The organism is Macellibacteroides sp., assembly GCF_050251695.1.
In the GTDB taxonomy this organism is placed as follows: Bacteria; Bacteroidota; Bacteroidia; order Bacteroidales; family Tannerellaceae; genus Macellibacteroides; species Macellibacteroides fermentans.
Genome location: NZ_JBFWMI010000070.1, coordinates 5,835 through 17,832, shown reverse-complemented (window position 1 = coordinate 17,832; position 11,998 = coordinate 5,835). Strand labels below are relative to the sequence as shown.

At 42.4% G+C, this 11,998-nt stretch carries 8 protein-coding genes; 4 read left to right on the top strand and 4 right to left on the bottom strand.

Features of this window, described 5'->3' with window-relative positions:
- Positions 1-509: FAD-dependent oxidoreductase (locus AB7E53_RS10785; protein WP_446775615.1), on the bottom strand; the 509-nt coding region annotated here is incomplete at its 3' end.
- Positions 510-713: 204 nt separating this feature from the next.
- Here AB7E53_RS10785 and AB7E53_RS10780 point away from each other — a divergent pair.
- On the top strand, positions 714-1,478 hold the full coding sequence (locus AB7E53_RS10780; RefSeq protein ID WP_079684123.1) for a DeoR/GlpR family DNA-binding transcription regulator: 765 nt from the start codon (positions 714-716) through the stop codon (positions 1,476-1,478).
- A 439-nt stretch (positions 1,479-1,917) separates the two neighbouring features.
- Here AB7E53_RS10780 and AB7E53_RS10775 read toward each other — a convergent pair whose 3' ends face one another.
- From AB7E53_RS10775 to AB7E53_RS10765, 3 genes are all read right to left on the bottom strand, one after another.
- Entirely contained in the window at positions 1,918-3,273 is a 1,356-nt protein-coding gene (locus AB7E53_RS10775) for a 3-keto-disaccharide hydrolase (RefSeq protein WP_446775614.1), read from the bottom strand.
- Positions 3,274-3,296: 23 nt separating this feature from the next.
- Positions 3,297-4,715, bottom strand: coding sequence for a Gfo/Idh/MocA family oxidoreductase (locus AB7E53_RS10770; RefSeq protein ID WP_350455965.1), 1,419 nt, complete (start codon positions 4,713-4,715; stop codon positions 3,297-3,299).
- Between the two features lie 248 nt (positions 4,716-4,963).
- Entirely contained in the window at positions 4,964-6,160 is a 1,197-nt protein-coding gene (locus AB7E53_RS10765) for a glucuronyl hydrolase (protein ID WP_446775613.1), read from the bottom strand.
- Between the two features lie 261 nt (positions 6,161-6,421).
- Here AB7E53_RS10765 and AB7E53_RS10760 point away from each other — a divergent pair, with 261 nt between their 5' ends.
- The 3 genes from AB7E53_RS10760 to AB7E53_RS10750 all read left to right on the top strand — a co-directional run bounded on the left by AB7E53_RS10760 (position 6,422) and on the right by AB7E53_RS10750 (position 11,817).
- Entirely contained in the window at positions 6,422-7,018 is a 597-nt protein-coding gene (locus AB7E53_RS10760) for an RNA polymerase sigma factor (protein WP_446775611.1), read from the top strand.
- 101 nt (positions 7,019-7,119) lie between these two features.
- Positions 7,120-8,337 (top strand): FecR family protein, encoded by a 1,218-nt coding sequence (locus AB7E53_RS10755; RefSeq protein ID WP_446775609.1) that lies wholly within the window; start codon positions 7,120-7,122, stop codon positions 8,335-8,337.
- Between the two features lie 183 nt (positions 8,338-8,520).
- Complete coding sequence (locus AB7E53_RS10750; protein WP_446775607.1) at positions 8,521-11,817, top strand: TonB-dependent receptor; 3,297 nt, start codon at positions 8,521-8,523, stop codon at positions 11,815-11,817.
- Positions 11,818-11,998: the final 181 nt, after the last annotated feature.

The window sequence follows — 11,998 nt, the reverse complement described above, 5'->3', positions numbered from 1 at the left end:
ATGGCAAGGCGGGCATCGTCAAACTGTCCGTCGTGGTATACTACCCCACCTCTAAGTTTCGATTTCTTAAGTCCCGGAATTTCGTTTACCACCTTTTTTTTCGTTAATGGCAGCGAACGTCCCAATCCCAATCTACCGGCCAACAGATCGTATAATGAAAGTCCGATTGTATAGAATGGCTGTTCCCACCAGCGGTAATTCCCAATAATAAAGCGCATGTCCTTAACCAGATGAGGGGCGTTTTGTCTCATTCTTCCTCTTTCGTGCAAAGCCCCAACCACCATTTGTATATCTCCTTGTTGCAGGTATCGAACTCCCCCATGTACCAGTTTAGTGCTACGGCTTGAAGTTCCTTTCGCAAAATCACTCTGTTCGAGCAAGATAACACTATATCCCCTTGATGCGGCATCAACAGCTACCCCTAACCCGGTAGCTCCTCCGCCTATAATCAAAATTTCGCAAGTAAAATTCTTTTTGCAAGTTTCTTTTATTAATTCATTCCGATCCATAAGATTAACCATTAGAGCGCTTTTTATACTTAGTCTAGAAAACTTTGCAAATATAAACAAATAGAAATAATAAAAAGAAATTAAACGAAACTTTTATTTTCTTTTTATTTCTATTTATATTTTGATCAAGATATTAGTTCCGTTTCATTTTATTTATCAATAATTCTATTACTTTTGTATATTCAAACTTAATCAGGTAGAAATATGATAAGCATTGCAGAAAGACATAAGTACATCCTCGACACACTGGCGAAGGATGGATTCGTGAAGGTAGCTGATATTGCCAAGGCACTGGAAGTAACCACTGTAACAATACGGAAAGATTTAAAATACCTGGAAGAAAAGCATCTGTTGTATCGTACGCACGGGAGCGCCAGTCCGATAAACCCTCTTGCATCCGACCTGAATGTAGTTGAAAAAGAAAAGATGAAAAAGGATGAAAAGAAAAGGATAGCACTGGCTGCCTGTAATCTGATAGAGGAAAACGACTCCATCATCATCGCTTCGGGGTCTACCGTTTATACCTTTGCAGAAAACATCACTCCGGGCAAGCACCTTACCGTTGTAACCGCCTCACTTAAGGTTTCGTTACTGCTGAATGAAATTACCGATGTGGACATCATTCAATTGGGTGGAACCGTGCGCAAAAACTCGGCATCTGTTATCGGCGATTATACCAACCGGTTCTTTACGGACATAACCTGTTCTAAATTATTTCTGGGTGTGGACGGTATCGATCCTGAAACCGGTATCACCAATTCAAATATTGAAGAGGCTCAGTTGAACAAGCGTATGATGGACGCTTCGTTAAGAACCATCATCCTGGCCGACTCGTCAAAGTTTGGTAAAAGAGGTTTCGGACGGATATGCAGTCTGGACCGCGTAGACGTGATCATTACAGATGCAGGCATCCCGGCTTCAATGGCAAAAATCATCGAAGAGGCAGGTATCGAACTGATAATTGCCTGACAGACGGTAGTACTGATAATCACTTGTTGTAACAACCGCCACTTCTGCTTCCTGTTGCGGTAAAAACGAGAAAGTAGCTGCCGCAGTAGTAAAGTCCAGCTCGTAGGCTTATATATGCCTGTTACAGTAAAATCTTGAAAGTGGCTGTTACAATTAAAGGTAAGTGTTACGGATCTACTGATTGACGACGTTGACATAATCCAGATGTTGTACTTCGAGTTACAATTAAAGGTAGTTTTACGGATCTACTGATTGACGTAGAAGATGTTATATTTAAATATTAGGATCGAATATAGGATCGTATAAAAATATAAAACCCTGAAAGTTTTTATCAAACTTTCAGGGTTTTATATTTTATTCTCCTTATATCCTATTATACTACTTTTATACGTATTAGACGTTATATCAAGCAATGTAATAAGGATCGGATTTACGAAGATTAGGGAAGCTCTTTAATTTTTACATTCTTATAAAGCACTTCGTCACCATGGTCCTGCAAAAGGATATTACCTTCCTCCCAGTCGCCGAAGTTTTCCCAATCCCGGTATTTGCTATAGGCAACCAAGGCACGCCACATCTGGTTTCCACGTTCGTATTCAACTATTTTCACACCGTTAAGCCAATGTTCAATCTTATTACCTTTAACAACCACCATCGCCGTATTGAAAAATCCGGGACGGAATGGTTTGGTTGAATCTGCGGGGATAAGATCGTACAACGAACCAAGAGTACGGTTTCCTTTTACGCCCAACTTAGCATCCGGGTGCTTCTGGTCATCCAGAATCTGAAATTCGCATCCGATAGATGATCCAGCTCCTTTATTGATTTCCGTATTTACAAAATACTTGATTCCGCTATTGGCCCCGGGAGTAATCATAAAATCGACTTTCAGGATAAAGTTCTTGTATTTTTTTACAGTAACAATATCACCGCCGTTGGTAGATTCGCCGCCATCACTTTTCATCACTTTCAGAATACCGTTATCGATAAACCAACCTTTAGAAGGGAAAGTAGTGAGTTTGGCACCTCTCCAACCTTCAGTAGTTTTGCCATCCCACAACAACTTCCAACCCTCTTTTGCTTCCTGATCAGAAATCGTATTGGCTATCTGGTTTACCTGAGGAGCCGATTGTGACTGAGGAGTGGCAAAGGCTTCGGGTGTAGAGGTACAAATCCGGATGTTACGCCAACTGATTGTTTTACCCTCCTGGTCTTTATTGCCGATAGCATGTACCTGCAAGGCGATAAATCCTTTATCAGTGGTGTTATCCAATAAATTTGCGCAAGGAACACCATTCACCCATGTACGGATGGAGTTACCGATCGCTTCGATCCGGGCTTTGTTCCATTCTCCACTCTTAAATGCTTTCTGGGCGGAAGGATATTCGGTAAGCGGATACAACCAACCTCTGCGGGATTCATCGTAAATACCACCAGTCCATGCTCTCGAGGACGGATCTATCTCAAACTGATATCCATGAACCCGACCGTTCATGTATTCTTTCAGGCTGTTACTTCTGAACTGGACTCCGGAATTGAGTCCGTCCGCCACTTTGAATTCGAATTCAAGGATAAAGTCGGCATACATTTTTTTGGTGGCCAAAAAGGTATTAGGTGTTCCCATTTTAGAGATACCTGTTATCTCACCATTGGCAACCTTATACTCGGCAGTTCCATTCAGCTTCTCCCATCCTTTCAGGTTTTTCCCGTTAAATAAAGATTCCCACTGAGGAGTTTGTGCGCACAAGGCCAAAGTAAACAACAGCATCACAGCTGTCAGATTATATTTTTTCATGTAGATAATTGAAATTAAACAGATTATTTAATCATATAAAACTCTTGCCATTCTTTGCGGGGAGGAGTTCCGGCCAACAACGCATCGGCAAACGGATTGTTTGTGATTCGTTTGGTCTGACGGTCGAACTGTAATTTAGCATTCAGGCGCTGAGCAATAACACCCAATGAAAAGAGCTGACAAAGAGGACCGGCAATTGCGAATGGCGAACGGGTTTTCTCTTCTCCGGCACAGGCAAGCAAGAAGTTTGCAAAATGATTGGACGGACTCTTAGGTACTTCCGGCAGTTTGGAAGCCATGGCTTTTGCCTTCTCTTCGGGTATGATAGACAAGGTACTGCCATGTGAACCACCTTTAAAGGTAAGCTCTTTAGAGTAGATAATCTTACCCGGATTTAATTTGGCCGGCTGAATCTTGCCACCACCCACTGGAGGGATGTTCGGATCAATTTCTGATACACCGTAACCTTCGGGAACCGACGGAATGTTGTTCACGCCATCGTACCACGTAACATCTACAGCAGGCATATTACCACGTTTGGGGAATTTAAACTGAAGAGTGGAAGACATGGGGAAGAAATAATCGTTATGCCCGTCCAGCTTCAGAGCATTAACCTCCGTTGGAAGTCCCAGATCCAAAAACTCGTGGGCCGTATCCAGGATATGTGCACCCCAGTCACCCAAGGCACCTAAACCAAAGTCATACCAGCAACGCCATTGTCCAAGATGGAAATCCTTATTATAGTCATGATAAGGAACAGACATCAACCATGTATCCCAATCCAATGTAGCAGGTACAGCTTCCTTATCCGGGAATTTACGAATATTCGTATCCCATCCGTGCCAACGGCGCGGAGAGTTCATGTGGGCTGTAATAGCAGTTACATCTTTTATAATTCCGGCCTCTTTCCAGGCTTTGAACTGAAAATAGTTTGCTTCCGAATGCCCCTGATTACCCACCTGGGTTACAAGTTTGTTATTCTTACGGGCCATCTCCATCAGCAATTCAATTTCATAAAATGTTCTGGCCATAGGCTTCTCAACATATACATGCTTACCTAATGCCATTGCCATCATACAAATAGGAAAATGGGCATGATCCGGAACACCCACAACCACAGCCTCTATTTCGTTTCCCATCTTATCAAACATCACCCGGAAGTCTTTAAACTGTCGGGCCGACGGAAATTTAGCCATATTAGCCTGGGTATGAGGAGCACCCATATCCACATCACATAACGCAACGATGTTTGCAAGACCTGTTTTATCAAACTCATTCAGAATCTCACCTCCACGGTTTCCGATCCCCACACATGCCAAATTGATGCGTCTGTTAGCTCCGCTTACCCGTTTCTGACCGGCAGCACTCAGGTTAACGCCTCCAACAGTCAATCCTGCCGAGAGAAGCATTGTGTTTTTCAAAAAATCTCTTCTTGTTGTCATTACAAAGAATATTAAGTAAGTTATTAAATTAGGTTAAATCGGCAACGTGCTCGCACACATTCACTTTTAAAAAAAATGTAAAAACTGAATGGCTACAAATAGCACTGCTTAAACTCCATACATTTACACTGTCTAACGGAGCAAACGTACTCAATTTATCGGTAGGTACAATAGAGTTATTTACCAAAAAACTTTAGTATATTATCAAATTAACAAAAAATATAGATAGTAGACCTTAAAAAGACAGTCTACCGATGCAATACCAACTTTCTGTATCTCAAAAGCGCCTCAACAAAATAATAATCGCCGTAGGTTAGCGGTACATCCACTTCCGAGTTTCCGGGAAGATGACCCACTCCGTGCTTAAGTATAAAGCAGCCGTTTGTTCCTGTCTCGGCCAGATATTGAGGCGAAGCCAACGTACGTAGTTGCGATTCGGCAAAGGCCAGGTAGTTCTGTTTAAGGGGCTCCTCAACAAACTGACTCAATTCGATAAGTGACGAAGCCATGATTGCTGCAGCCGAGGCATCACGCAATGCATTAGGTATATCGGGCGCGTTAAAGTCCCAGTACGGAATTTTGTCGTCCGGCATATTAGGATGGTTCATCAAAAAAGCCGCAATGTGTTTGGCCTGATCCAGGTAGCGTTTGTCTCCTGTTTCACGATACATCATTCCAAAACCGTACAAACCCCAAACCTGACCTCTGGCCCAGGCACTTTCGTCGCTGTAACCCTGATGTGTACACTTAACCTCTACCTTACCAGTTTCGGGAACATAAGACACTACGTGATACGAACTGTAATCGGGACGGAAATGATTGCTGATCGTAGTGTTGGCATGAGTAACAGCAATATCCCGAAAACGGTTGTCGCCGGATGCCTTGGCAGCCCACATAAGAAATTCCAGGTTCATCATATTATCAATAATAACCGGAAACTGCCATTTATTACTTCTCCCCCACGATTGGATGCACCCCACCTTCCCATTGAAACGAGACGATAAAGAAGCAGCTCCGTTTAGAAGCACCCGGTTGCAGGAGTCCACACCCGTAATCCGCAAAGCATTGCCATAACTGCAATACAACATAAAACCCAGATCGTGGGTTCCTTTATTATACTGCTCTTTATTTATCCGGTTTGTAAACATCCAGGCGTACTTCTCCAGCTCCTTGTTTCCGGAGTTTTCATACAAATACCACAATGTACCCGGAAAGAATCCACTGCACCACCAGGCAGAGTTAGAAGTTACCAGCTTTCCCTCCTTATCCACGGTACGAGGTAAGGCATCCGGAATCTCCTCCATCGCTTTGGCAAGAAGTAAACTCTGAGATTCAGCCCGGCTGAGTACTTGGTCGATCACCTGTGCCATTTCAGGATCTGATTGGGCGTTTACCGATGGCATAATCAATAGAAAAGAAAATAAGATTAATAATGAATTTCTCATAATCATAAAATAAGGGATATATATTATTTAAATAAAAAAGCAACATTATCTGATAAATCAATCCGGCCAAAAGTAAAACTTTTTCGTTAAATTGTGACTATTAAATCGGATAAAACAGATTTTAAAACAATATAAACCATCCTTATACTGTCGAAATCGGCTGTGAATGAGGGGCAGATTAAAGTTTTATCAGATGAAAGTAAAAAGAAGTTGTTAAAGAATAAAAAATAGTCTACTTTTGGGACAGATATAAACCTCAAAATGTTAACAGAAGATCTGAATATTGAAAACCAACAACAAGTGTGGGACCGTTTCAGGGAAGGAGACGATACCGCCTATTCTTTGATTTATAAAGAATATGCACATGTTATGTTTTCATTCGGCATGCGGTTTACTACTGACCGCGAACTTGTAAAAGACTGCATTCAGGACATTTTTGTGAAATTATACAGTAAAAGGCAGCAGCTCAACAGCACAGGCAGCATTAAATTTTATCTGCTTGTTGCCATGAAAAACGAACTATTCAATATTTTCAGGAAAAACATCACCTTTTATTCCATTCATACGATGGAGTACGACCTGGCGTCGGACACACAACTGGAAGACAAGCTTATCAGCGACGAAGAAAGTATTGAGCGGAACAATATGATCTCTCAGATTCTCGAAATACTTACACCCAGGCAGCGAGAGGTTATCTACTACCGATACATTGAGGAACTTTCATTTGCAGAAATCGAACAACTAATGCAAATCAACGTTCAATCGATTCAGAATCTTATCCAGCGATCTATCAAAAAAGTAAGGGAAAAGTTTCCCGATTATGTGCTGTATACACTGTTCCCTATTATATTCCAATAATTTTAAAGGAAAAAACTTTTTTCTTCCACAAAGTGAGTATAAATAAAATCCGGCTGTGTATTATATGTAGTTGGGCACTAAATCCGGCCCAATAAAATATAATGACAAACATTGATTATTCTAAATTTACATCCGAAGATTTCTTAAAAGACACGTACTTTCTGAAATCAATAAAAACTCCAACCAAAGAGTCGAATGCCTTTTGGAAAAAGCAATTATTGACTAAAAAGATTCGGGAAAAGGAGTTCAGGGTTGCAAAAAATATCATTTTGTCGGCCAATATACCTCACCACACCATTTCGGAGGAGGAGTTGAGCGAACTATGGAATAAGATAGAAAAATCTAATAAACAAAAGCCGTTGCAACGGCATAGCCGACTCATTCAATTTGCAGCTGTTGCAGCCAGTCTAGCCATCTTGTTTGCCCTTTCATATACCTTCTGGAGCAAACAAAGCAATAACGGCAGTTCTTTAATCTCAATTGCAAAATCGATGCATGTACAGGGAGATTCGTCGGCTGTGCAGCTTATCTTGAATAATGACAAAAATATTACGCTTGATCAGGAGAATGTAACAATCGAATACAATGCCACAGGAGACGTTATTGTAAACAAACAACAGGTAGCACATAATATCGCATCAAATACGAATGGACCTGCACAGTTGTCCGAAACGAATACATACAACCAGTTGATTGTTCCCAAAGGGAAAAGGTCGTCCATTGTTTTTGGAGACGGCACCAAGCTATGGGTAAATTCGGGCAGCCGCATTGTCTATCCTATCAGTTTCAAAAAGGACAAACGCGAAATCTATGTTGAAGGCGAAGTATATCTGGAAGTCACCAAAGATAAAACCCGGCCGTTTATCGTATCGACCAATAAAATGAACATAGCTGTGCTGGGAACCTCTTTCAATGTAACGGCCTACACGGCAGACAAGGAGCAGTCGGTTGTACTTGTAACCGGGGCTGTGGAGGTAAACACAGATAGTAATAAGAAAATTGCACTTACACCCAACAACCGGCTCACCTATACCGGCGGCCAGTTAGATGTAGAAAATGTGGATGCATCCCTCTATATATCTTGGGTGGAAGGCTTATACATCTATAACAGCGAAAAGCTTGGAACCATTCTGGACCGTCTGTCGCGGTACTACGGAAAAACCATCACCTATGATGCACGGGTTTCCGAATTAAGATGTTCCGGTAAACTGGATATGAAAGATGAACTGCTGGATGTACTGGCCGGTCTTGCCCAAACAGCACCGATCACCTGGCAGTATAACGAGATAGAAAACGAACTTTGTATAACCTATAAATAGAAGAGCCTATGTAAGATAGCTGTTTATGTAACAAATGGACCGGAAAATACCCCCATACTTCCCGGTCCGGATTTTAATTTCAATAACTCACTAAAGTTTTAAACCTAAAATCTATACAAATGTATGATGAAAAATCGAAATATAAGAGCGTTAGATGCTAATATTGAGAAATTCTGTAGAATTATGAGAATCACGACTCTCTTTCTGATTATAGTAATGAGCATCAGTGCAAAGCCGGAGACCTATTCGCAGTCGACTTTCTTTACACTGGAACTGAACAATCGGACGGTAAAAGAGGTATTCAATGAAATAGAAAAGAAGAGTAATTTTATTTTCTTCTACTATGACAATGCAGTCGACGTGAACCGAAAGGTAAACGTAAACAGCAAGAATCAGACCGTCGATAAAATTCTGAACAAAGTATTTGCCGGTACGGATAATACGTATGTAATCAACGATCGTCAGATCTTTATTTCAAAAAAGTCCGATCTACCCCGTAATCCATCCACTACACAGCAGCGAAATCTGATCAAAGGGAAAGTGCTGGACGAGAACGACGAGCCCTTGCCGGGCGCTGCCATATTGGTAGTAGGAAGTACGCGAGGCGTTACGACGGATATAGACGGATCGTTTGAGATTGAAGTAGGCGCAACCGAGAAACTTACCATCTCTTACTTAGGGATGCAAGACCAGATAATTACCGTTGGTAACCAACGCACTTTGGTTGTTAAACTTAAAGCTAAGGCCGACGAACTGGATGAAGTTACCGTTGTTGCTTTCGGTAAGCAAAAGAAAGAAAGTGTTATCGGAGCCATTACCTCCGTTACCGTAAGCGACCTGAAGGTTCCGGTAGGTAAGATCAGTACCAGTCTGGCCGGACAGATGGCCGGTATTGTTGCCGTTCAACGTTCGGGAGAACCCGGATCGGGAGCCGACTTCTGGATCCGCGGGGTTAATACCTTCGGAGCAAATAACCGTCCGCTTGTTCTGGTGGATGGAATTGAACGCCCCCTCGACCTTGTGGATACGGAAGATATTGAGACATTCTCCATATTAAAAGACGCTACCGCTACGGCTGTTTACGGTGTTAGAGGTGCTAACGGCGTTGTACTTGTTACCACCCGCAAAGGGAAAGAGGGAAAACCGGTGATAAGCGGTCGCGTTGAATACGGGGTTATGTCTCCCACCAAAATGCCTAAAATGACCGACGCACTGGAGTTCATGAAGCTCTATAACGATGTATATAAAGAAGACAACAACGGTAATGTCTTTTATACCGAAGAGGAAATGAACAAATACCTTACCGGTGTGGATCCCGATCTATATCCCAATGTAAACTGGATGGAGGAGATATACAAAGACATGACCACCAGTCAGCGTGTAAACATAAACATCTCCGGTGGTGGAAAGAATGTACGTTACTATGTGGCCGGATCCATATACAACGAAAACGGGGTATTCAATGCCGAAAAGGGTGACGAATACAACCCTTCACTGAAATGGACCAAGTATAATTTCAGGTCTAACATAGATATTGATCTATCTAAAAGCACCATGCTGAACCTTAATTTATCTACACAGTATGATGTAAAGAACAAACCTGATACAGACGACCTCTGGATTTATTCATTCCAAACCGTACCTATTGCCATTCCGAAAGAGTATTCGGACGGAACTACTGCCCGTACCCCCATCGGAGTAAACCCGTACAACCTGCTTAATAAGACCGGTTACGTACAACAATTCAATAACAATGCCCAGTCGCTGATTGGACTTACACAAGACTTTTCGGATTTAATTACTCCGGGACTGAAGGCGAATGTTAAGTTTTCGTGGGATGCGGTAAACTCTACCACTACATCAAGGTATAAATCTCCTTCAACCTATTATGCCACCGGTCGCGACGAAGAGGGAAATCTTATTTTCAAGAAGAATAACGATGGAAACGACTACCTTTCGTTGTGGAGCGGCAGCAGTGGCGAGCGAACCACCTATCTGGAAGCATCGGTGAATTATGAAAATATTTTTGACGAAAAGCACCGGGTTGGCGGATTGTTCCTGTTCAACATGCGCGAACGCATCAACAACTTCCCCGGATCCTACGTACTGTCTCTGCCCTATCGCCATCAGGGTATCGCAGCCAGAGCAACCTATTCGTTTATGGATAAGTACTTTGTTGAAGGAAACTTCGGATACAACGGCTCTGAGAACTTTGCACCCGGCAAACGATTCGGATTCTTTCCATCCGTTGCATTAGGTTACATGATAAGCAACGAGCAATTTTTCACACCACTTTTACCGGTTATCAGCTCGTTGAAGTTTAAGGGATCGTACGGAACCATCGGTAACGACCAGATTGGCGGCGACAGACGTTTTGCCTTTAATCCGGAAATGCTTGTGGGCGGTGGATACGGTTTCGGCGAAGTAGGTCAGACTTGGCTTACAGGTATAGCCACAGGCTATCCGGGCAGTCCGAATGTATCCTGGGAAAAGGCCATCAAGATGAACGTGGGTGTAGAAATGGAACTGTTCCACTCCCTCAAAATCCAGGCCGATTACTTTGAAGAGAAAAGAGAGGGAATCTTTATCTTAAGAGAAAGTGTACCTTCGGTAGTGGGTATCAATGTTAACCCCTATGTAAACCTGGGTAGAATGAAGAACAGCGGTATCGACCTTTCATTGGAGTACAATAAACAGATAGGCGATTTCAATGTATCCGGAAGGGGAAACTTTACATTTAACCGTAATAAAAAACTGTACGACGACGCCCCTACCCCTATATACGACTACCAAAGTGTGATAGGAAAACCGTTGTACCAGCAGTTCGGATTAATATGTCTGGGATACTTCGAATCTGAAGACGACATAGCCAACAGTCCGGTTCAACAATACGGCGTTGTTCGTCCGGGTGATAGAAAATACAAGGATGTAAACGGCGACGGTGTGGTAAACAGTTACGACAAAGTAGCCATCGGAAGAACCCACGTTCCCGAAATCAACTATGGATACGGAGTAAGCATCGGCTGGAAAGGATTCGACGCATCCATATTTATGCAAGGCGTTGCCAACGTAACCAACTTTATGGACGGATCACCCATCAATGGCTTTGAGAATGCAAACCTGTTCTTGTCGGGCGTTTACGAAGATGTGGCGTTAAACCGGTGGACTGTCGAAAATCCGAATCCAAATGCCAAATATCCACGCATGTCGTCATATATAAATCAGAACAACAAGCAATTGTCCACTGCCAAGCAGTATGATGCCAGCTTCATGCGTCTAAAAAATGCCGAACTGGGATATACCATTCCGAAAAACATTACACAACGTTTGGGAGTATCCACCTTCAGATTCTATCTGCAGGGAGTGAATCTGCTTACATTCTCTAAATTCAAGCTTTGGGACCCGGAACTCAACAACTCCATGGGAGCAACTTATCCGAATATGAGAGTAGTAAATTTGGGTATTAATCTTAATTTCTAATAAATATGAAAACAAAAATCATTTATATCACCATACTGATGTGCTGTTTATCCTTCACTTCGTGCGAATCTTATCTAACCCATTACCTGGGTGATCAGATGACCGTGGAAGAGGTGTTTGACAAACGTGAAACAACCGAAAGGTATCTGGCTCAGGTATACTCTTTTCTTCCTAACGATAA

Bases quoted from the DNA above. Each gene is read 5' to 3' on its own strand.
- AB7E53_RS10780 (WP_079684123.1), top strand. From the start codon at position 714: ATGATAAGCATTGCAGAAAGACATAAGTACATCCTCGACACACTGGCG.
- AB7E53_RS10775 (WP_446775614.1), bottom strand. From the start codon at position 3,273: ATGAAAAAATATAATCTGACAGCTGTGATGCTGTTGTTTACTTTGGCC.
- AB7E53_RS10770 (WP_350455965.1), bottom strand. From the start codon at position 4,715: ATGACAACAAGAAGAGATTTTTTGAAAAACACAATGCTTCTCTCGGCA.
- AB7E53_RS10765 (WP_446775613.1), bottom strand. From the start codon at position 6,160: ATGAGAAATTCATTATTAATCTTATTTTCTTTTCTATTGATTATGCCA.
- AB7E53_RS10760 (WP_446775611.1), top strand. From the start codon at position 6,422: ATGTTAACAGAAGATCTGAATATTGAAAACCAACAACAAGTGTGGGAC.
- AB7E53_RS10755 (WP_446775609.1), top strand. From the start codon at position 7,120: ATGACAAACATTGATTATTCTAAATTTACATCCGAAGATTTCTTAAAA.
- AB7E53_RS10750 (WP_446775607.1), top strand. From the start codon at position 8,521: ATGAGAATCACGACTCTCTTTCTGATTATAGTAATGAGCATCAGTGCA.